The organism is Burkholderia catarinensis (assembly GCF_001883705.2).
GTDB lineage: Bacteria > Pseudomonadota > Gammaproteobacteria > Burkholderiales > Burkholderiaceae > Burkholderia > Burkholderia catarinensis.
This window is the reverse complement of sequence record NZ_MDEQ02000003.1, coordinates 412202-434612: the sequence shown is the minus strand read 5'-3', so window position 1 is coordinate 434612 and position 22411 is coordinate 412202. Positions and strand designations below refer to the sequence as shown.

Genomic DNA, 22411 nt, shown 5'->3' with positions numbered 1-22411 from the left:
CGACCAGCCGGCGAACCTGCCGTGTCGTCAACTCCAGCCGTTCGGCCGCACGCCATGGCTTGAGCTTGCCGTCGGCTACGTCCTGAATGACCTTGAACCGGTCCAGCTCCCGCATCGTCATCGTGATCCGCTCCGTTGCAGCCATCGCAGCCTCCGGCGCCGGACACCCGGCGGCCGGACAGCTTACGCGGCACGAAAGCGGACATTTCTATGTAGCCAAAAGCGGACATTTCTATCTAGCCACTACAACCCGAATGTTCGATAATTCACGTTATGTAAAATTAAATCTATCCCGCATGCCCCGTGGTTTGGATCTGTAGCATCAGACTTTCTCCGGAGGATCTGAGTCGTTCGGGGAATCGAGAGACGCGATCCTCAGAACTCGAATCGGCGGCCCAGCGCCTTCTCGACAGTCACCTTCGGTGCACCTGATTGTTTCGCGAAAACGCTTGTGCATGCTTGGCCCTCTTCTCCACGACACCCCCACAACGCCGGCTGGCGCCTGTCCGCACGACGCTGGTCGAAAAGTTAATCTATAAACATAGGCCGATCAACAACAAAGGAATCGCAATTCTGTGCATACGTTCTGATCATGCCCAGCGTCTTCGTCGATGGACCGCTATTGCCATCCAATTCAATTAAGCCAAGAACCCAGTTTAGGTCATTCACGGCGCTTTGATATACGGGGAACTCGTAGATTTTGTCAAAGCTATCTTTTGAAAAGTCGTAAAATTTCATCTTAAGATAAAAATTGTAGTAATAGTCTATTTTGCTCGATAGGCAGCCGTTTAATTCCAGCAGCAATTCGCCAATTTCAGGTTCCCCTGAAAAGAGTGCGCAGCATGAAATAAATACATAGACAGCGCTATTGGACATGACATCGCTCGGGGCGGGTTCTATATTGTGCTCAAGCGGGAATTTTGAGAGCCACTCGGTCACGCCGTCAAGTTCTTCCGCAAGTGATTCAAATTTGAATGGGCACGTGGTTTCTCGGTTCTTTATCCGATTCCAAAACCAAGGGTCCATTCGAGGCTCGAATCCCCATCCGTTTGGAATATTGGAACTTTTCTCATAAATGTCAATATTTTTAAGCGTGGATTGAGCGCAAAATGCTGCGAAAGTTAATTGCCCCCAATGGTCTAGTCGATCGACTCGATTTCTTAGATTTTCGATCGGTGAGGTGGTAGCGTTGTTTTCCACAAAAACCTCCAATTGAATCATGACTTAAATGTTTTCCAGGGCTCGGTCCCGGTATTTCTATGTGACGGTTTGCCGGTAAATTTTACCCCGGGTGCTGCAATGATAGGAACTCCTGTTGCCTCCTGGAATATTGTTCCGTTTCTCTCGCAATTAGAGCACATCGGCTTGTTTGGCGCCAGAACCGCACTTGTGATACGCGGGGTGTGCTGAGAAACCACGCTTACCGAATTCCCCTCCCCGTGGAATTTATCCCACCCACGTCGGAGGGGAACAATATGGTTCTCGATCATGAAATTTCGAACTCTCGGGGATAACGTTTCACCGCCGCTTTGAGCGCCAACCAGGAAGGTCGTTCCATCTTCGAGCGTTACTCGCGCGATATTGAATACCTTCCACCGCCCGCCCAATTCACCAACCTTATTCGCCAGATCAATTAAATGTATATCACCCTCTTTTTGGGACTTCAACCCGGCCTCTAATGCACCTGCACGAAACTCGTCCGTGTTGATGCGCTCGCTTACTAGAGGGTTGCCGATCTCAGAAAATAGATCGTTAAGATTTTGAGTTTTTTCAGTTTCATGCGATGCATTTTTGGTTTTTGGGGCTTCAGTTGACGAGCCAGATTCGTTATTACCAATCTCGGTCGAGTCACTCTCTGGTTCATGGTCATGACTCAGGCCTAAAACGTCAACTGAAACCAGAGGGTTGGTCGCATACGCATAGAGGTTAATGCCTCCCGACTGTCCGGCCGGGTCGGATTGCAGATATCGGCCGAGAACGGGATTGTAAGAGCGAAATCGGTTGTAATGTAGCCCGGTTTCCGCATCATGGTAATGTCCAGGAAACCGCAGATCATAATCGATTGAATTTCCAGTCTCGGTAACGATTTTTCCATATGGATCAATGTGTTCTGCTCGCCATGCGACACCACCTTCACTGTCCTCAATCCACTCAGGTAGTCCAACTTGATTGCCGAATACGAAATAGGCGCGCCCGGCCTCTGGCGAGGCACCGACATCGGGGTAATCTATGAACATGAACGGTAAAAGAGCCGCTTCGTTCACGTACACATAGACCCGCAAATCACCGGCCGGTCCAACTTCCGCCGCGATTCGGTCGCCATCCCAAAAGTACTCGGTACGTGCTCCCCCCAAGGCTTTGGCAATGCGCCGACACAGGCCGTCATACTCCGCCGTCCACGTATCATGTCGGTCACTCCGTGTCACCTTCACAAGCAGATCCATGCTGTTGTAGTGATAACCGATATGACGGTCACCGTTTAGTTCTTCGGCAACGTGGTTTCTGTCGTTGTAGCGAAACTCCCCGGTCGGTGCTGACGTCAGGCGATTGCCCTCCGTGTAGCGCATCCATCGCAACGCGGGCATCGACAGGAGATTGCCGCCGCGATCGTATTCGAAGCGCCGCGCTTCTCCGCCGTTGCGCGTCTCGCAGATGAGTCGGTGTGCGGCGTTGTACTGATACTCGGTGGTGCCGTGCACACTGTCGATCACGCGCTGCAGTTCTCCAGTCGGACTGTATTGGTACTGCACGCGATGAAGGTCCATTGATCGATCGTTGGACCAGGTGACCCGCCCGGTACATCGACCGAGGCTGTCATACGTGAACAGCGCGCTGGTGCCGTTTCCCAAGCGCAACAAGATTCGACCGTCGGATGTGCGCTGTAGTCGTTGGGTCCCACCTACCGGCGGGTGAATTAGTACATCGTATGCACCGACTGCTTCATAGCGCACCTGAAAGCGTTCGAAGTGACTCGTGCTCGCCAACCTTTCGTCGACGTAGGCATGTTCAACGCCACGCGCGTCGCGTTGGTCCCCGGTGCGGCGACCGAACGCGTCACGCGTGATCGTCACATCGAAGGAGTCTGTCGATGCCTTTGTGAAATTCCCCTGCGCGTCATATGCATAGCTGTGTATCTCGCCGCTCGCGAGCAGGCGCTTGCTGTAGAGACCGTTGTCACCGACCTCAAAGCGCAAGAGCACATTTCCGGCACCATCACATTTTTCGACGAGCCGATCGCCTGCATCGTACGTGTACGTTTCGCGCAGTACCCCATGACGGCGGACGCTAGTAATGCGATCCTTGAGGTCGTAGGTGTAGGTACTTTCATTGCCGTTAGCGTCGACGATGGCCGCGATTTTGCGTTTCGGCGTATATCGATACTGGACCGTACTGTCCAATGGGTCGGTTTCGCTTTGGCGCAAATTCCACGATACAGAACTGTAGTGGTAGTCTCGCCCGTCACAGTCACGGCGCAGCAGCAAATTTCCGGCAGCGTCATGCCGGAAGCATTCGGTTCGACCATGTTCGTCGATTCGGGTGATTACACGTCCCGCTGCGTCACGTTGCTCGGATGGCTTGAGTGCCGGGGGCGCAGGAGCGTACGTTGATGCTGCCATCGAAGCTACTTCGGACGGAAGAATGAGCGTATCGGGCAACCAAGCACGCGTAACGTTGCCCCATTGCAGGTCCATCGGGACGCCGGATATGGTGCGCCCCAACGGATTCGGTAAGACTGGGGCATCGTCTTTGACTGGCCAGATATATCCCCAGCGGTCTATCCGACTCGTGTTCCTGTCGCGTGCGTTGTAAAGCCATCGCAATACGCGCTCACCCGAGTCGATTTCCTTGACGATCGTCCCAAACTGGTCGAGCACGTACTCGGTTGTTCCGCCATACGGGTCAACGACTTGGGAGATTGTCCCCATTTCGTTGTATATGACCGTCCATTTGCCCCCGTCTGCTTCAGTAACGATCGTCCGCCCAGGTTGGTACTTAAACTGGACTCGCCACATCCCGTCCTGTCCCGTACTATCGAGACAACGACCTTCACTGTCGTAGCAATAGAAGAACGAATACTTGTTTGCATCGATCAGACGCATGATTCTGCGCTGCGAGTCGTATTCGCACACCGACATTGCATCAAGTGCGTTGCGGAAACCGGTCAGGCAACTGTTCACGTCGTATTCGTACTGGGCGATACGAATCATTCGACCATCGACGTCTGTTAGCATAACTTCGAATATCCGTCCGAACCGGTCATATCCGAATCCGATTACCCGCCGGGTCTGACCTCGCTCGTCGGTTTGCGAAATCCGCTGGAGGCGCCCATCGTCGCTACAGTGCAGGACGCTGCGCGTTTTGCCGCGCATATGCCCGACGCAGCGGGCCGACTGATTGCTTATTGTGTCCCGCGCGAACTCTGTGGTTCCTTCCACCTCATGGCTGACAGTGAACCGCACACCGTCGAGCTGTTCGAGCTCGTAGCCGAGACAGCAGCCACCGTACGTGCCATCCGAGTTTCTGATGAACACGTACTCGGATCCACGCGGATCGGTGTAGATCGCTCGCGTGCGCAGCAATTGCAACTCGTGTTGCCAGGCGTGCCGGAATCCATATCCCAGTGCACCATTCCGCGTGTTCCAGCCGCTGCAGTAGTGACGCCTCCATTTGAACGGCAGAGTTATGTCAGTCTCGTAGTCCGTGAAGTCGTTCTTGACCTCACCGGTGACGGCGCTGATGGGTTCCCCAAAAAACTCACATGTCAGCTCCTGTCCCAATTTCGGCAACTTCGGCCGCACCTTCTTCCCGATCCCATGCTTCGCCCCATGCCACATCATTTGCGAGTCCGGCAGCGGAAACCCACCGATCAGCACCGTCGGATCACCCAAAAGCAGCGTACCCATACTCGGCTCGATACCGGGATCCTTGCCCATCAGATTGCTGAGCATCATGAAAGCGAGATCGGCAGCCGTCTGCGCAGCCGTCATCGCGGCCGCCAAGACCTCGTGATGCTTGATGTCACTCGCAGCTGTCGCCGCCCCCGACGCCGGCCCGACCGCCGCGTTACCAACCGACCATGCCTTGCCCGCCCGCCCCAGCGCCTTCGCCCGGCCCGTCACCTGAGCAGCCTCGCTCGCCACCTCCTCGCTTTTCTCCGCAGCGCTCGCCGCTTCGCCGCCCGACTTCCCCACATGCCCCATCGGATTGCAGTGTCGCGTCATGTCGATGCCCATGCGCGCGGCACGCATTCCGCCGATGAAGGTATTGCTCGACCCCGTCTGGATGTCGAAGTATGGCGTCAGTCCGCCGCAAGTCGGCGCGAAGCCAATGTCCAGCACCCGGGCGGCCGGGATGCCGCCGATCAACACGCTCAGGCAGCCGCTGCCGATCGTCATGCCGGCACTCGGCAAAGGGAAGCCGTTACTCGGAGGATGACTATGCGCATGCGGCGTACCGAGATGAGGAACACCGATGGTGGCTGCCGGCATCCCCGGTACTTTGTCGAGCAGCGGGATCTGCGCGATGCCGGTGTTGAGCAACTGCGATGGCATGCCCTGCAATGACGCGAGTGAATTCACGGCTGCGCTGACGTGATGCAGTACGCTACCGTCCGACGAGAACGTCTCCTTGAACGGATCGAAGGTCGACTTGACCGTATCGAGCAGGGAGTCGCACGCAGTGTCCGCCTTGGCTTCCGATTGCGTTGCATGGCTTTCGGACGACTCTGATGCACGCGTCAGGCGGCTTTCGGATTCACTCATTGGCGTGCTCGCTCATATTCGGCCGCCGCATCGTGCGCAGCCGGCGCCGCGACTTCCCGCAGGCGAGCCATGTAAAGGGGATCCTTTTCCAGCTCGTACGCCCTCGCCTCGGTTTTCAGCCCGGCATTTCCATAAAGCGACACGAGCCGATCCAGCACGCTGATGCGCTGTCGTTCGCAACCGAACTGCTCGCACAATCCCTTCGCATCGATCCAGCTCTTCGCGGCTTCCGCAGCCTTGCCGCACGCAAGCAATGCGACACCGCCCTTCTCCATCGCCTCGATCTTCGTATGCACGAGCATCAACCTGCCGGCGGCACCGCTCGCGAGATCGAAATAGGTCGCCGCCTTCGCATGTTCGCCGAGCGTGCTGCAGCAGCTTCCGGTCGCCATCAGCGCATTGAGCACGACCAGCAGATTGCGGCCATCGAGCGCGGCAGGAAGTGCGCGCACGTACCAGTCCCGGGCATCGCTCGGCGATCCGTGGCGCAACGCCACATCGCCCAAGCCGTGCAACGCGACTGCGCAACCCGTCGAATCCTTTCGCTCCGCATGAAACGAAAAGAGCGCGTAATACTTGCGCTGTGCTTCGGGCAGCCTGCCATGCGCAAGATCGATCCCGGCAATCTGCATCAAGGCCCCCATACGCTGCTCGATGGGGTGCGCCGCATCGTTCGCGATGTCGACCAGATGGCGGGTCGCCTTCTCGGACGAGAAATCCACCTGCAGGATCAACACATGTTCTGCCTTTTTATCGCGAGCGAGCGGAATCAGGCACGGATGCTTCCGGTCGTCGCGGATGCAGAACCGGTGCCCTTCCATCCAGTCTTCAAAGCCGCTCAGTGCGAGGCATTGCAACACCATCTTCGCGAAGCCGCCGAAGTCGCCCATCGGTGATGGCAGCCAGGCCCAAACGACCTTGGTGCCTGCCGGCATCAGCGTGTGAACGTGCATGACGGCATCCCGCAGCCGCTGCGCCGGCGCGTGTCTCGGATCGGTACACGTCAGCGGCAACGGCGACCAGCCCGCTTCGCCGCGTTCGACACGCGTGCAACTCTCTTCATCGATCTGACGGGCGAGCCTCTCCATGCAAGTCTGGAGATACGCTTCGGCCGCATCACATGGAAACGGGAAGATCAGGAAGATCGCATCGCCAACGCGCTCGTCGAGCGATTGCATCATTTTCAGAACAGGGACAACGTCGTTATCGGTCGCTTCGAGCAACAGCGTTGGATCGTCGGGCTGCTCGATGAACGCTTCGATCGACGATTCGATGGCGGAGAACTCACGATGCATGACGTCAGGCCGCCTTTTCAGTTCAGCCGAACGTAGCGGCTGCGCACGACGGTGTCTGCCTCGGTCCGGATGTCGACGCCGCCACGACCGCCTTCGAGTTCGAGTGTCTGTGCGCTCAGCCTCAGCTTGCCGGCAACTTCGATGTTCACGTTCCGGTTCAACAGCGTGACGATCGGACCGTCCGGCGACGCACGCACCTGCAACAACGGGCACCCCGACGCATCCGATATCTGCACGCACTTTTCCGCTTCAAGCGTGAGTGCCATTGCAGGCTCGACAACCGGTTCGACCGGCACGCCAGAACCCCTGCGCTTCAGCAGACCGGCGATCAGGTATTCCGGCCAATTTGCAGGCGATTGCAGCAGCACACGATCACCGATTTCAGGCTTCACACCATCCACGCATTCGAGCCAGTGCTCGCGTATGCCGCCATCCACCATCAACCATTTCACGCGAATCCGGCCCATCGCATCGGGATGATGTGTATCAGTCACTTCGCCGATCATAGTTGACGATTCGCGGCGTTCGGCAGGCGGCGTGCGATCCGGCGTCGCATCGTTGGCGAACAACCGGCGCAACGCCTCGACCGTTTCCGCTTCGAGCGCTTCGTCTACCATCATCTGATCCGATTCGTTTTCCATCGAATGTCTCCCATGCTTCGAATGCAAGCGGGCAACCGGCAGGTACCGGTTGAAATCAATTGATATGCGCGATCGTCCCCTGGATCGTCACGCCCGAACCGTCAAGCGTGATCGAACCTCCGCCGGTTGCCAGAACAATCTTTGTCGCGTTGACATTAACGTTGCATCTGTCCTGGCCGTTATCGATATTTACAGTCGGCGCCTGAAGATTGGCCGTCGACTTGCCGGAAAGATTGAGATCGTTCTCGCCGTAAATCGTCACGCCCGGTGCATAGCCTGCAATGTTGACGCCCTTGCCGTATCCGGCGATGACCACGCCGCCATCCTGACCGCTGATCCCGACACCGGTATCGCTTGCGGTTCCGCCGATGGAGACGCCGATGTTGTCCTTGTTGATCGACACGCCACTCTTTCCTGCACCCATGTCGATGTATTTGCCGGCTGCCAGTGAAGCGACTTTGTTAACGTCCACGGAATGGTCTCCGGCATTGACCTTTGTCACATATGACCCGGTGCCGACGACATGCGTGCTGTCTCCCTTCACGAAAACGTCATGCGTGCCGGTTACCACCGCGAGGCTGTGATTGCCTTTTGCGACGGTATGCGAACTGTCGCCCTCGACGGACACGCTGCGGTTCCCCCCCACCCCATGCGTCTCATCCACTCCGATCTGCGCGACCCGGTTCTTGCCGATATTCACCGTCTCGTTCTGCCCGACGCTCCTTTGCCGGTTGTTCTTCACCTGCATCGTCTCGTCGTTCCCGACCGTATGCGTGTGGTTGTTCCCGACAGAAAGGGTGTGATCGGCCTCCGTCTCCGCATCGAAATTCCTTTCCGCATGCATCCACAGCTGTTCCGAGCCCTTCTTGTCCTCGAACCGGAACGCATTCGAATGCTCGGTCGTCCCGCCTGGCGATGACCGCGACAGCAATCCGCTCTGCGTCGCACTCCCCGGCAGCCCCCACGGCGGCATCTTCTCGCCGTTGTAAACCCGCCCGGTCACGATCGGCTCATCCGGATCGCCATTCAGGAAATCGACCACCACCTCATCGCCCACCCGCGGAATCTGCACGCCCCCGAACCCACCGCCAGCCCAAGGACTCGACACCCGCACCCAGCACGACGAATCCTGATTGCTCTGCCCGTACCGGTCCCAGCGGAATTGCAGCTTCACGCGCCCGTACTGATCGGTCCAGATTTCCTCACCCGGCGGCCCGACGACAGTGGCCGTCTGCGGCCCGTTGGTCCGTGGCCGAGGCGTGTCGCGCGGCGACCGGTAAGGCAGGCTCGACGGCTGCACGAGCATCATCGTCTGATGCACGACCGCCTCCGCGCCCTGGTCGCTCGCATAAGCGTTTTCCTGAAACCGGTACTGACACCGCACGATCAGGTACTCGCGGTTCTGATCGGTGCGCGGGCAATGTTCGAGCGTGAACAGATAACCGGGCGCAGCACCGCGCACGTCGGTATCCGCACTCGCCCGCTCATGTTCGGCCTGCTGTTCCTCGAGCCTTACGCGACTGTAATGCGCACCGGGGGCATCGTCGCGATACCCGCCCGGCCACTCGAACGACGCAAAACTGTCGTGATCGTGCCCACGCGGATCGACCTTCTGCGACGAAAGATCGGCGCGCGGCTTCGTATAGTCGTAGTCGGTGGTCTGGTGCTTGCCGACGCTCACCTCCTGCGCTGGCAGCCAGCCGTCGATGTGCTCCTCGTCGGCGATCGCGGTGCGGTCGCGCGCGATGTACGGAATCGTCTCGTAGCCGGGCAGCGCGGTATGCGACGACATCGCGTCGCCTAGCATCAGCGTATGCGTATCCTCCGCATGCCGGAACCAGAAGTAGATCCCCTCGAACTCCATCAGCCGCGACACGAACGCGGCATCGGTTTCGTTGTACTGCACGCAATAGTCGCGCGGCACATACGACTCGACGAGGTGGTTCTCGGTCGGAAAGCCGTACGTCGACAGCACCTCCTGCACGATCTCGGGCACGGTCTTGTTCTGGAAGATCCGGCAATCGGAGCGGCGCGTCGCGAGCCACAGCCACGGGCGCACGATCAACTCGTAGCCGTAGTACCGCTCGGCGCGTCGCCCGGAGAGCGATGCGCGCGCAACGATGCCGTTCAGGTAGCGCGTCGATTGGTCCTGCTGTTCGATCCGCACCGTTACGGGCTTGCCGAGCATGTCCTTCAGCGACAGGCTGTGGCTGTCCGCCAGCGCCTCGATCCGGAATTCGAACAGCCGGCCGAGTTCGTCACTGCCGTCGAGCGTATGGAATTTCAGGTCGTCGCCATGCGGGCTGTCGAGGGTGAATACGCGATTCACGTCGTTGCCTCCTCGTCGAACCGGTAAGCGAATTCGCCGTCGGCCGCGCTCAGCTCGATCGACGACAACGTGCGGCCCTCGAGCGTGGCCTGCAGGATCGCGCGGCTGATGCGCGGCATCACGGTATGCGTGAGGATCGCGTCGACCATCCGGCCGCCGGATTCGATCGTCCGGCAACGCTCGACGATCAGCTCGGTCGCCGCGTCGGTGCAGTGCAGCCGGATGCCGTGATGCGCGTCGATCCGCTTCTCGATCCGCCGCAACTGCAATGCGACGATCCGCGCGAGCGTCGCGTCGGTGAGCGGGTAGTACGGCACGACGGTCAACCGGCCGAGCAGCGCAGCGGGAAACACGTCGAGCAGCGGCGCGCGAAGCGCATCGGCGAGCGTCTGCACGTCGGGCAGACGCTCGGGGTCGCGGCATAGCTGCATCACGCGATCGGCGCCAACATTCGACGTCAGCAAAATCACCGTGTGCCGGAAATCGATGTCGCGCCCTTCGCCGTCCTCCATCCAGCCCTTGTCGAACACCTGGAAGAAAATCTCGTGCACGTCGCGGTGCGCTTTCTCGATCTCGTCGAGCAGCACGACGCTGTACGGCCGGCGGCGCACGGCCTCGGTCAGCACCCCGCCCTGTCCGTAGCCGACATAGCCGGGCGGCGCACCCTTCAGCGTGGACACGGTATGCGCTTCCTGGAATTCGCTCATGTTGATCGTGATCGCGTTGTGCTCGCCGCCGTACAGCGTGTCGGCCAGCGCGAGCGCGGTCTCGGTCTTGCCGACGCCGGACGGGCCGCACAGCAGGAACACGCCGTGCGGCTTGGTCGGATCGTCGAGCTTCGCGCGCGCAGTCTGGATGCGCTCGGCGATCAGTTCGACCGCATGCTTCTGGCCGACGACGCGTTCGCCAAGCGTATCGGCGAGCTTCAGCACGGCCTGCGTTTCGTCGCGCACCATCCGGCCGAGCGGAATGCCGGTCCAGTCGGCAACGACGGCCGCCACTGCGTGCGTGTCGACGGCTGGCAGCACGAGCGGCGCATCGCCCTGCAGGTCGGCCAGCGCCTGCTGCGCGGCGGCGAGGCGCGCCTGGATATCGGCGCGCGTGGCGGCGTCGAGTTCGCGCGACGGAGCGTCGTCGAGCAACGTGGCGCGTGATTCGACGATCGCCGCCAATGCGTTGCGTTCGGTTTGCCAGCGTGCGTCGAGCTGGTCGAGTTCCGCCCGCGCGGCGGCGATGTCCGACTCGATCGCATCGCGCCGCGCCGCATCGCCGGTGCCGAGCGCGCACTCGCGCCCGATCCGCTCCTGTTCGACGCGCAGGCTGTCGATGCGGCGGCGCGCGTCCTCGATCGGCGCGGGCACCGCGTGCTGGCTGACGGCGACGCGCGCGCAGGCCGTATCGAGCAGGCTGATCGCCTTGTCCGGCAACTGCCGCGCGGGGATATACCGGTGCGACAGCGTGACGGCGGCCTGCAACGCGTCGTCGAGCACGAGTACGCGGTGGTGAGCCTCGAGCTTCGCGGCGAGGCCGCGCAGCATCGTCAGCGCGGCCGCTTCTTCCGGTTCGTGCACGTGGACGAGCTGGAAGCGCCGCGTCAGCGCCGGGTCCTTCTCGATGTACTGCTTGTATTCGGACCACGTGGTCGCGCCGATCGTGCGCAGCAGGCCGCGCGCAAGCGCGGGCTTCAGCAGGTTCGCGGCGTCTCCGGTGCCGACCGCCCCGCCCGCGCCGACGAGCGTGTGGACTTCATCGATGAACAGGATTGCCGGCCGCTCGGACGACATCGCTTCGTCGATCACGCCGCGCAGCCGGCTCTCGAACTCGCCTTTCACGCTCGCGCCGGCCTGCAGCAGCCCGATGTCGAGCAGGTACAGCGCGACGTCGCGCAGCGACGGCGGCACGTCGCCGGCGGCGATCCGCAGCGCGAAGCCTTCGGCCACGGCCGTCTTGCCGACGCCGGCCTCGCCGACCAGCAGCGGGTTGTTCTGCCGGCGCCGCAGCAGGATGTCGACGATCTGGCGGATCTCGGCGTCGCGCCCGACGACGGGATCGATCTCGCCAGCCCGCGCGCGGGCGGTCAGGTCGACAGCGAAGCGCGCGAGCGCGGAGCCATCGGCGGCGGATGCGCCGCGCACCGCTGTATCACCGCCCTGCGAAGCCTGCCCGGCCGGTTGCGTCTCCGGCGAGCCTTCGACAATCGATTCGAGTTCGTCGGCGAGCACGTCCGGAACGATGCGCTCGAATTCGCGCGTGATCGACACCAACACGTTGCGCAACTGCGGCGTCTTCAGGATCGCGAGCAGCAGCACCGCGCCGCGAATGCGCGTCGCGTCGTACTTGAGCGTCGCATAAACCCACGCGCGTTCGACCGCGTCGTCGATGTGCACGGACAGGTCCGACACTGAGCCCGCTCCACGAGGCAGCTTGTCGAGCGCGGTAACGAGCCCGCGGTCGATCACGGCCGCATCGATCTCGAAGCGGCGCAGCACGCGCTGCAGGTCGCAGTCGGGCCGCTGCAGCATCTGCTTGAACCAGTGCGCGAGCTCGACATACGGATTACCGCGGAGCCGGCAGAACCCGGTCGCCTGCTCGAGCGTCTCGTAGAGGAACGGATTCAGTTTTCCGAACAGGTTGACGCGGCCGATATCGGACATGACGGTTCCCGTTTAGGCGATTTCGCGATGAAGGGCCGTGCCGGCCCGCCGCACGTCGTAGCGAACGACGAGATCACGCGCGGGGCCCGGTTCGAGCCGCTGCCCGAGCCAAGCGGTGCGGCCGATGCCCTGCGGCGCGCCGAGCGCGATCGCCGGCACCGCGTCGGCCGCCAGTTCGAGCTGCACGTCCCAGTCGAATTCGATGCCGACGTATTCGCGTACCCATTGCGCGAGCTGCCGAGCGTGCGGCCCGCCGGGCAGAAATCGGCGGTACGCGTCGAGCGACAGCGGGCCGAGCACGATCCGGAAGCGCGACTGCGCATCGCGCACCGCGATGCCGAGCGCAACGGCGCCGACGCGCAACGTCGGCCGCGTCGCGCGGATCGTGCAGCGTTGCGAGCGCTCGATCGCAACCCATTGCGGCACGTGCTCGACGATGCGCGCATCGACGCCGAAATGCCGGCGCAGGATCTGCACGAGCCCTTCGGGGTTGCGCGTGTGCCGCACGAGATGTCCCGCATGGAAATAGCGCGCATGCGGCGCGAGCGTGTCGGCGGTGCGTTGGGCGTCGGCTTGTGCGCCAGGATTGTCGCCATGCGCCGCCCGCCCGACCAGGCTCGCGATATAGCCGTCGAACCGAGCGCGCTCCGGGCGATCGAGGCTCACCGTCGGCTGCGCATCGGCCCACGCGCGGTAGAACAGCAGGATCAGCCGGTGATGGAACAGGTCCGCGAATGCGGCGAACGTCGGGTCGTCGTGCTGCGCCGCGCGTTCGTGCGCGTATTCGGTCAGGTGCGTCGGCAACGGCCCGTTTGGCCCGAACAGCCCGAAACCGTGGATCGCGATGCGCGGCGGTGCGGCGCCGTCGTCATGCACGCCGGCCAGCATCGACGCCGCGAACGCGAGCGACGGCTGCTGCCCGAGCCGCACCGGTTCGTCGCGCGGCCGCGTGGCCCGGCCAAGCGGCGCGCGGGCGGGCGACAGCGCATCGAGCCAGCGCAGCGCCTGGAACAGGTCGTAGCCGTGCGGCGCGGCACGCAGCCGCGCCCACCACGCGTCGCGGCGTGCGGCTTCGGCGGCCGGCCGAGCGCCGGGTGACGGTTCGCGCTTCATATCGCAGGCCGCCTGCCGATGCGCGCCGGCCAGTGCGCGAGCGTGCCGCGCTGCGCGCTGGTCAGCACGCATTCGGCGAACGCGTTGATCGACACATGCCGCGCGAAAAACTGTTCGAGCACCGCGCCGAGCAGGAACGGGCTGTCGCCGGAAAACGCATGGTCGTCGACGGTCACGTCGACCTGCACGCCGCGCCCGAACATCAGCGGCCCGAGTGCCGGCAGCCGGCGGAACACCGGCGAGAACGCGACGCGCTGCACGCCGTCGATCTGCCGGCGCATCGCGGCGTCGGCCGGGTCGGCATGCAGGCCGAGCAGCTCGCGCAGCGCATGCGCGCCCTCTTCGTCGTCGAGATCGGTCAGTGTATGGCGCGCGAGCCCGAGATGGCGAATCAGCCGCCACGCGGTTTGCGCATCGGCGATCGGCGGGCGCGGCCGCGACGGGCCGCGGATCGCGACGATGCGTTCGACCGGGGCCGACACGCGCAGCGTGAAGGTGTTCGCGTCGCCGGGCGGCTGCAGCAGCACGAGATCGCGGTTCGTGCACAGCGTGTCGGCGGCGAGGTAGCGCATCGTCTCGTCGTACGGCGCGCACTGGCTGTCGACGAGCGACACGTAGGTCTCGCTGCCGACATAACCGGTGCGCGTGCCGTTCGCGCGTGCCTGCGCGGAGACCAGCCGCGGCTCGCGCCGCACCGTGTAGTACGCGCCGTAGTTGCCGTCGTCGCCGGCAAACGACGCGTGGAACGGCCGGAATTCGCGCGACTGGCCGTCGTCGCGCTGCTCGCTCGCGAGCCGCTGCACCGCATAGACCTCGTAGTCGAGGGGCCGGCTGCGATCGACGACGACATGGTGCTCGCGCGCGCCCGGCTGCAGCGGAACGCGATCGGCGCGGCGTGCGAACAGGTTCACGGCCGGCGTGCAGTTCAGCGAGAGGTGGCGCGCATCGACGGCCGCTTCGAGCGCCGCGTCGTGGCGGTCGAACAGCACGGTCAGCTCGCACGTGTCGCCGGTCGCGCGCGCGAGCGCGGCGCGCAGCCCGCCGATGCTGAAGAACAGGAAGCGCGCCGGAAACGCGAAATACTCGCGCAGCAGCCGGTAGCCGTGGAAGCTGCGGCCGTCGTCGGGCAGGATCGCCTGCGCCGGATCGAAGCCCTCGTGGACGATCGCGTCGGCGTCGAGCGTGTGCAGCCAGCGCGGCGGCTGGCCCGGATCGTGGCACACGACGCCGAGCGCATGCGCGGCGATCAGTTCGAGCAGATGCAGCGCGTCGCGCTCGGGGCCGGCGAGATGGAACGTCAGCCGGTCGAGCGGCAACTGCGAAAGCGTGGCGCCGCCGCGCGCCTTCAGCCGGATGCGCAGCGCGCCGCGCACGTCCTGCCGCGCGGCCACGGCGCCGCGCGGCAGCCACGACGGCGCGCCGGTGACGGTCGCGTCGGTCAGTTCGAGCGGCCACAGCGTCAGGTCGTGCGCGGTGCGGAACTCGCACGCGGTCTGCTCGGACGCGGCCGGCCGCGCGCGCAGCGCGGTGCCGGCCGGCAGCCGCCAGCCTTGCGTGAGGCTGCCTTCGTTCATCAGCGGCGCGAACCGCACGATCGCCATCGACGGCAGCGGCGCGATATAGCCGGGATACACGGCATCGAGCAACGCCTGAGTGAAGCGCGGAAACTCGGCGTCCATCTTGAGCTGCACGCGCGCGGTGAGGAAGCTGAAGCCTTCGAGCAGCCGTTCGACGTACGGGTCGGGCGGCCCCGATTCGTGCAGCCGCAGCCGCGCGGCAACCTTCGGGAACTGCTGCGCGAATTCGCCGCCGAGCTCGCGCAGATACGCGAGTTCGCGGTTGTAGTAGTCGAGCAGGCGCGTATCCATCTCGTCAGGCCCCCGCCACGGATTGCAGCGACATCGCGCCGGTCTCGAGATCGAGGTCGGAGCGCAGCACGAATTCGAGCGGATGCGGGATCGACCACAGCGTGCCGCGGATCTCGAACAGCAGCACGTTGTGACGCCGTTCGCCGGCGCGGCCGCCCGGCGCGTCGAGCACGCTGCGGACTTCGACGCTGTCGGGCGCGATGCGCGGCTCGAAGCGGACGATCGCATCGCGGATCGACGCCTCGACCGACATCCGCTCGACGCCCGACATCGGCTTGCCGACGAGCGGCCGCATCCCGTAGTTCAGCACCGACGCCTGCGCATGCGCGAACGCCCGCCAGTCGACGAAGCCGTCCTCGGCGTTGCGCGTGTTGAGCAGCCACGCGAGATCGCGCAGCACGGCCGCACGCAGCCGCTCGGTGCCGATCCATTGCGCGCCGGGCGCTTCGGTCGCGCGCTGCGGCGCGTCGTCGGTGAGCCGGTCGAGCAGCGCGGGCTGCAGCCGGTCGCGCAGGTTGCCCTCCCGGCCGTCGCGGGTTCGCGGGTCGTCCATGGTCGTCTCCGGGCCGTCACATCTCGGTGTTTTCCTTGATGTTCCAGCCGACCGTCACCTCGGCGCCCTTGCCGCCGTTGTCGTTCTGCTGCCAGTACTGCTTCTTCACCTTCGCGGCCTGGAAGCCGTAGTGCATCATCAGCCGGTCGGCGACGTCGCCCGGATCGATGCCCGCGACCTGCGCGGACGTGACGAGCACCTCCTGCAGCGTCACGCGCATGAACTCGACCTGCGTGCCGCCCGTCTTGCACGCGGATATCTCGACCGACGAAAGATGCTTGCCGTTCGCGCAGTTCTTGATGATCGCGGGCGCGCCCTTGTCCATGTACGCGGCGACGACGAGATCGTTGAAGCTCGCCTTGCCCGCGTTGCCGCCGCTGCCGCTCGCCATCGCGCCCGGCTGGCTCGCACCCCACGTGAACGACTGGATGTCGGTCCAGCCCTTGTGCTGCGCGTCCGCCGATTCGCCGGTCACGCCGTCCACCTTCATAAACATTGCCACGCCCATTGCCGTCTCCGTTTCAGTGCGATGTCAGGTTGCTTGCCTTGTTGAATGCCGATCGTTGCTCACTCGCTGGCCGCCTTCGCGGTCGGCAGCCGCGAGATGAGCCGCAGCGACACGGTGAGCCCTTCGAGCTGGTAGTGCGGCCGCAGGAAGAATTTCGACGTGTAGTAGCCGGGGTTGTCCTCGACCTCGTCGACGACCACCTGCGCGGCTGCGAGCGGCTTGCGCGCCTTGGTTTCCTGCGACGAGTTCACGGGGTCGCCGTCGACGTAGTTCATGATCCAGTCGTTCAGCCAGCGCTCCATGTCGTCGCGTTCGCGGAACGAGCCGATCTTGTCGCGCACGATGCACTTCAGGTAGTGCGCGAAGCGGCAGCACGCGAACAGGTACGGCAGGCGGCCGGACAGCCGCGCGTTCGCGGTCGCGTCGGGATCGTGGTATTCGGCCGGCTGGTACAACGACTGCGCGCCGATGAACGCCGCGAAATCCGAGTTCTTGCGGTGCACGAACGGCATGAAGCCGTTCTTCGCGAGCTCGGCCTCGCGGCGGTCGCTGATCGCGATCTCGGTCGGGCATTTCTGGTCGACGCCGCCGTCGTCGGTCGGGAACGTGTGGCTCGGCAGCCCTTCGACCGCCCCGCCCGATTCGACGCCGCGGATCGACGAGCACCAGCCGTACTGCTTGAACGAGCGGTTGATGTTCGCGGCCATCGCGTACGCCGAGTTCGCCCACGTGTAGCGGTCGTGGTTCGCGGCGTCGGTGTCCTCCTCGAAGTCGAATTCGTCGACCGGGTTGGTGCGCGCGCCGTACGGCAGCCGCGCGAGAAAGCGCGGCATCGCGAGGCCGACGTAGCGCGAATCCTCCGACTGCCGCAGGCTGCGCCACGCCGCGTATTCGGTGTTCTGGAAGATCTTCGTCAGGTCGCGCGGGTTCGACAGCTCCTGCCACGAATCCATCTGCATCAGCTCCGGCGACGCGCCGGCGATGAACGGCGCGTGCGCGGCCGCCGCGATCTTCGACAGCTCGCCGAGCATCTCGACGTCGGGCGGGCTGTGGTTGAAATGGAAATCGCCGACGAGGCAGCCGAACGGCTCGCCGCCGAACTGCCCGTATTCCTCTTCGTAGATCTTGCGAAACAGCGGGCTCTGGTCCCACGCGACGCCCTTGTAGCGCTTCAGCATCCGCGCGACCTCGTTGCGCGACGCCGGCAGCGCCTTGATCTTCAGCAGCTCGTCGGTCTCGGTGTGCGTGACGAGGTAATGCAGCCCGCGCCACGCGCCTTCGAGCGTCTGGAAATCGTCGTGATGCAGGATCTCGTTGATCTGCCCGGACAGCTTCCGGTCGATCTCCGCGATGATCTGCTTCACGCTGCCGTACGCGTCGGTCGTCATGCCGACCGTATGTTCGAGCGCCTGCTGCGCGAGCGTGCGCACGGCGCGCTCGACCGACTCGCGCGCCTCGGCGGTCTTCGGCTTGAATTCCTTCTGCAGCAGCGCGGCGAACGCGTCGTGCGCGACTTCGGGCTGTGCGGCGTCGCGCGCGGCGGCGCGGGATTGGGCGGGGTCATTCATCGCGGGCCTCCGGTTGGGTCGCGTCGCCGCCCTGCGCGGGCTCGCGCGGTTCGCGCACGAGCGTCTTCAGCAGGTCGGGATCGTTGATCGCGCGCTCGATCAGCTGTTCGGCGCCGTGCTTGCCGTCCATGTACGACAGCAGGTTCGACAGCTCGGTGCGCGCCTCCAGCAGCCGGCGCAGCGCGTCGACGTTGCGCGCGATCGCGGCCGGCGAGAAATCGTCGATCTGCTCGAACGTCATGTCGACGTTGAGCATCCCTTCGCCCGTCAGCGTATTCGGCACCTGGAACGCGACGCGCGGCGCGACCGACTTCATCCGCTCGTCGAAGTTGTCGACGTCGATCTCGAGAAACTTGCGTTCCGGCAGATCCGGCAGCGGCTCGGCGCGTTTGCCCGCCAGGTCCGAAATCACGCCCATCACGAACGGCAATTGCACCTTGCGTTCGGCGCCGTAGGTCTCGACGTCGTACTCGATCTGCACGCGCGGGGCCCGATTGCGCGCGATGAACTTCTGTCCGCTGCCCGCCGCCTTGGTTCTGTCCGTCATCGTCCACTCCTTCACATCGATCAGGTTGCGCTGTACGTCGTCGCCGCCCGCGTGGCGGCCCGCTTCGTTGGTTCGTTTCAATCGCTCCGCTCGCCGCTCAGCAGGTCCAGCTTCGGCAGGCTTTCCGGCGCGAGATCGCGGATGATTTCGTAGAAATCGAGCGCGAGCAGCCGCTGCGCGCGCCGCAGCAGCAGCGGCGCCGGATGGCTCGGCTCGTGCAGCTCGAAATAGCGGCACATCTTGTCGAGGCCGATGCGCACGTCGTCGCGGCTCGCGACTTCGGCATCGCGCCACGCGTGGGCGTTCGGCACGACGGGTGCCGCGCCGGGCTGCCACGCGTCGCCGGGTGCGGCCTGTCGTGCGGGCACCACGCCGTCCGATGCGCCCGGTTGCAGCTCGGGCACCGGCACTTCGTGCACGATCCGCCGCAACGCCTTCTCCGCATCACCTTCGTCGGGCGCCCATTCACGTCCCAGCCGGTCCGTCACGCACGCGCGGATCGCATCCAGCGCGTGCAACGCGGCGCGCGCCGAATCGAGCGGCGTCGTGCCGTCGTTGCGCGCGGCCGACAGCGCGGCGACCAGGCTTTCGCGGCTGCCCGCCGCGGTGGCGCCGGTTTCGTCGCGGCCGTCGAGCAGCCGTTCGGCGTCGCGCACACTCGGGCCGCCGTCGAACAGCGGCTGGCGGCGTGCCGCGCGTGCGCAGTCGTGCGCGCCGGCCACGTCGGCGAGTGCGTTCATCCGCGGCGTCGGGTCCGGTTCGCCGTCCGCGTCGAGCCGCGGATGCAGGTCGTCCCACCGGTGCCCGAGCAGGTTCGCGACGATGACGAGCGCGTCCGCATAGCCGGGAATGCCGTGCTGCTCGGTCCAGCTTCGCGCGAGACAGGCGATAACGCGCAGGTCTTTCGTGCGCGCGGACAGCGCAAGCGCGAGCCGCTCGACCGCGCGCCAGTCGGGCGCCTCGGCCGGGATCACGGTGTCGCCGTACTGCTGCTCGGCGCGCGGCGTCGCGCGCTCCTGCAGTTGCAGGAACTCGGCGTCGTACTCGAGGTTCGCGCCGCACGGCGCATCGGGCGCGACGTCCGCGAGCAGCCGGCCGATCAGGTCGGCGCGCGGCGTCGCCGCCGGCATGCCGGGCGGCGCAGCGGGAAGCGCCGCGGCGGCCAGCGCCGCCTGGCTGACGTCATTCGAATGCATAGTCGATGTTGACCGGTTTGCTGCCGAAGTCGATCGCCACGGTGCGGTGCAACGGCGGCAGCGAGCCGTTGCGGATCTCGATCACGTAGACGCCCGGCGCGAGCGACACCGAGCGCAGCGGCGGGCTCGCGCCGCGCCGGGCGCCGTTCACGTACACGTCGCCCCACGGGCGAACGTTGAAGCGCACCGGGACGGTTTCCTGCGTCTTCGGCGGACGTTGCTCGGCCGGCAGCACGTTCACGGCGGCGATAGCCGTCCCGGTTTCCGACTGCGGCCTGGGCACCGGCGTGGGCGTGGGCACCGGTGACCCGGCGGCTTCCGACGGCGGCACGCTGACGACGCGTTCCGACGCGTCGAGGCTGCCGGCGGGCGCGATGGTGGCGCTGGAGCCGGCTCGCGGCGAGGCCGGGTTCGCGACGGTTGTCGCGACCTGCGGCGCGGCGGCGGCCGCCTCGACGGCAGGCGTGCTGGCCGGCGCGGCGGCGACAGGCGGCGGCGGAACCTGCGCCGACGATCCGGCCGGCAGGCTCGACGGCGGCACGACGGTCGGGGTCGGCCCTTGCTGGGCCAGCGTGGCGCCCGGCGTGCTCGCGGGCGGCGACGTGCCGGCTTGCGGCTGGCTCGCGGCGGGCGCGGCTTCGTCGGCGACGCGGGCGGGACGCGACAGATAGGTCGCGGCGAGGCCAACGGCGATCAGCGCGACAAGCGCGCTCCCGACGTAGACGGGCACGCGGCGGTTGCGCGATCCGGCGAGCGCCGGGCCGCGCTGGCCTCCGGTCGGCGCGGATGCACCGCCCGACGACGATGCCGGTGTCGATGCAGCGGAACGCGGCGCGCTCGTGCCGCCGCCATCGCCACCACCACGCGTCACCCCGGCAAGCGGGCCCGCATTGCCGTTCGTGTTTCCGGTATCCGCAGCCTCATGCTTGCCGATATCCGCATCGGCATGTGCCGGTCGAGCCCCTGCACCGTCGTGCGTTTCGGCCGTGGCCGATGACGGTTCTTGCCGGGATGCTTCCTTCACGCGCTCGGCGTCGCCTTCACGCACGCCGGATTCGGCAGGCTTCGCGGCCGGTTGCGACGCATGCGATGCCGACGACGCCAGCGCGCCGGCCGCCGCGATCGCCGCGCCTTGCGCAGCCGTCGTCGACGCGGAAGAGACGCCCGTCTCCCGCTTGCCGTCGGGCGCGTTCGACGCGGCAGCCTGCGGAGCCGACGGCGTCGACGGAGCACCCGGACGCGCGGGCGGCGACAACTGCGCTTCGTGCGCAGCGTGACCCGACGCGGTCATGCCCTCGCCGATCGACGCCGAAGCAGCCGCCGACGCGGTACCGGGCGCAACGGAAGCCGCGCCCTTCGCGTCACCGCTGCGGCCCGCATCGACCGCCGCGGCATACCCGCCGCCCGCCCGGTCGACATCCCGCAGCCCGAGTTCCGCCGCGAACGCCGCGACCGATTCCGGCCGATCCGGAATCCGCAACTGCAGCGCATGGTCGACCGCCGCGAGAAACGCCGGGCTGTACACCTCGCCGGCCGGCAACTCGCGCGACGCGAGCGGCCGGTACGTGTCCTTGATGCTGCGCACGACGGCCGCGGGCGGCAGCTCGCCGGTGATCATCGCGTGCATCACCGCGCCGAGCGCATAGAGATCGGTCCACGGCCCCTGGCTGAACGCGGGATCGTCGGTGTACTGCTCGATCGGCGCGTAGCCGGGCTTGATCATCATCGCGCCGTCGTCGACGAGATCGCCGATCCGTTTGCGCGCCGCGCCGAAGTCGAGCAGGATCGCGCTGCCGTTCGGGCGGATCAGCACGTTGTCGAGCGCGACGTCGCGATGGAAGCACTGCGCGCGATGCAGCGTGTCGAGCGCGCCGAGCAGCGCGCCGACGATGTTGCGCAACTGCGTCTCGCTGATCCGCATCCCGCCGTCGAGCAGTTGCTTGAGCGTGCGCCCTTCGTAGAACGGCATCACCATGTACGCGGTGCCGTGGCTCTCCCAGAAGTGCAGGACCTTGACGAGCCCCGGATGGTCGAATTGCGCGAGCAGGCGCGCTTCGTTGAGGAACGCGCCCCGCCCGGCGTCGAACGCCTGCGCGAACCGCTCGGAACGCAGCGACACCGTGTAGTCGCCGCCGCGCGTCGCGAGCATCGACGGCATGTACTCCTTGATCGCGACCGCGCGCCGCAACGTGCGGTCGAACGCGCGATAGACGATCCCGAAACCGCCGATGCCCAGCACCTCGTCGAGCTGGAGTTCGCCCAGGCGATGGCCGAGCGGCAGCGGCCGCACCGCGAATTCGGATGCGTCGCCGCGTGTTGCCGTGTCGTGCTCGTTGTCCCTCGATCCTGCGTCCTTCATCTCCACCACCTCTCGAAA

The 22411-nt window shown here is 64.9% G+C and carries 14 protein-coding genes; all 14 read right to left on the bottom strand.

Annotated features, from left to right (window positions below):
• Window positions 1-528: 528 nt before the first annotated feature.
• The 14 genes from BFF94_RS07195 to BFF94_RS07130 all read right to left on the bottom strand — a co-directional run bounded on the left by BFF94_RS07195 (window position 529) and on the right by BFF94_RS07130 (window position 22393).
• On the bottom strand, window positions 529-1221 hold the full coding sequence (locus BFF94_RS07195; RefSeq protein WP_219139163.1) for a hypothetical protein: 693 nt from the start codon (window positions 1219-1221) through the stop codon (window positions 529-531).
• Entirely contained in the window at window positions 1218-5762 is a 4545-nt protein-coding gene (locus BFF94_RS07190; protein ID WP_128842630.1) for an RHS repeat-associated core domain-containing protein, read from the bottom strand. Before BFF94_RS07190 ends, BFF94_RS07195 begins: the two co-directional genes overlap by 4 nt.
• The gene (locus tag BFF94_RS07185; protein WP_219139162.1) at window positions 5759-7057 is read right to left on the bottom strand and encodes a hypothetical protein; all 1299 of its coding nucleotides are present in this window, start codon (window positions 7055-7057) and stop codon (window positions 5759-5761) included. Before BFF94_RS07185 ends, BFF94_RS07190 begins: the two co-directional genes overlap by 4 nt.
• 17 nt (window positions 7058-7074) lie before the next feature.
• Window positions 7075-7698 carry a hypothetical protein gene (locus tag BFF94_RS07180; protein WP_128842632.1) on the bottom strand — a complete coding sequence of 208 codons (624 nt, stop codon included), beginning with the start codon at window positions 7696-7698 and terminating at the stop codon, window positions 7075-7077.
• A gap of 55 nt (window positions 7699-7753) precedes the next feature.
• Window positions 7754-10027, bottom strand: coding sequence for a type VI secretion system Vgr family protein (locus BFF94_RS07175; protein WP_128842633.1), 2274 nt, complete (start codon window positions 10025-10027; stop codon window positions 7754-7756).
• A complete protein-coding gene (gene tssH, locus BFF94_RS07170; protein ID WP_219139161.1) occupies window positions 10024-12681 on the bottom strand; it encodes a type VI secretion system ATPase TssH in 2658 nt (885 codons plus the stop codon). The genes BFF94_RS07175 and tssH overlap by 4 nt, the downstream gene beginning before the upstream one ends.
• 12 nt (window positions 12682-12693) lie before the next feature.
• On the bottom strand, window positions 12694-13866 hold the full coding sequence (gene tssG, locus BFF94_RS07165; RefSeq protein WP_372454154.1) for a type VI secretion system baseplate subunit TssG: 1173 nt from the start codon (window positions 13864-13866) through the stop codon (window positions 12694-12696).
• Window positions 13791-15662: a type VI secretion system baseplate subunit TssF gene (gene tssF / locus BFF94_RS07160; RefSeq protein WP_219139159.1), complete on the bottom strand. Its 1872-nt coding sequence runs from the start codon at window positions 15660-15662 to the stop codon at window positions 13791-13793. Before tssF ends, tssG begins: the two co-directional genes overlap by 76 nt.
• A gap of 4 nt (window positions 15663-15666) precedes the next feature.
• Window positions 15667-16215, bottom strand: a complete 549-nt coding sequence (gene tssE, locus BFF94_RS07155; protein ID WP_219139158.1) for a type VI secretion system baseplate subunit TssE — start codon at window positions 16213-16215, stop codon at window positions 15667-15669.
• 16 nt (window positions 16216-16231) lie between these two features.
• Window positions 16232-16723: an Hcp family type VI secretion system effector gene (locus tag BFF94_RS07150; RefSeq protein WP_027791618.1), complete on the bottom strand. Its 492-nt coding sequence runs from the start codon at window positions 16721-16723 to the stop codon at window positions 16232-16234.
• A gap of 59 nt (window positions 16724-16782) precedes the next feature.
• Window positions 16783-18291, bottom strand: a complete 1509-nt coding sequence (gene tssC / locus BFF94_RS07145) for a type VI secretion system contractile sheath large subunit (protein WP_219139157.1) — start codon at window positions 18289-18291, stop codon at window positions 16783-16785.
• On the bottom strand, window positions 18284-18838 hold the full coding sequence (gene tssB, locus BFF94_RS07140; protein WP_114179939.1) for a type VI secretion system contractile sheath small subunit: 555 nt from the start codon (window positions 18836-18838) through the stop codon (window positions 18284-18286). The genes tssC and tssB overlap by 8 nt, the downstream gene beginning before the upstream one ends.
• A gap of 77 nt (window positions 18839-18915) precedes the next feature.
• On the bottom strand, window positions 18916-19968 hold the full coding sequence (gene tssA / locus BFF94_RS07135) for a type VI secretion system protein TssA (RefSeq protein WP_246637243.1): 1053 nt from the start codon (window positions 19966-19968) through the stop codon (window positions 18916-18918).
• Window positions 19969-20020: 52 nt separating this feature from the next.
• Window positions 20021-22393, bottom strand: coding sequence for a serine/threonine-protein kinase (locus tag BFF94_RS07130; protein WP_219139155.1), 2373 nt, complete (start codon window positions 22391-22393; stop codon window positions 20021-20023).
• Window positions 22394-22411 lie beyond the last annotated feature (18 nt).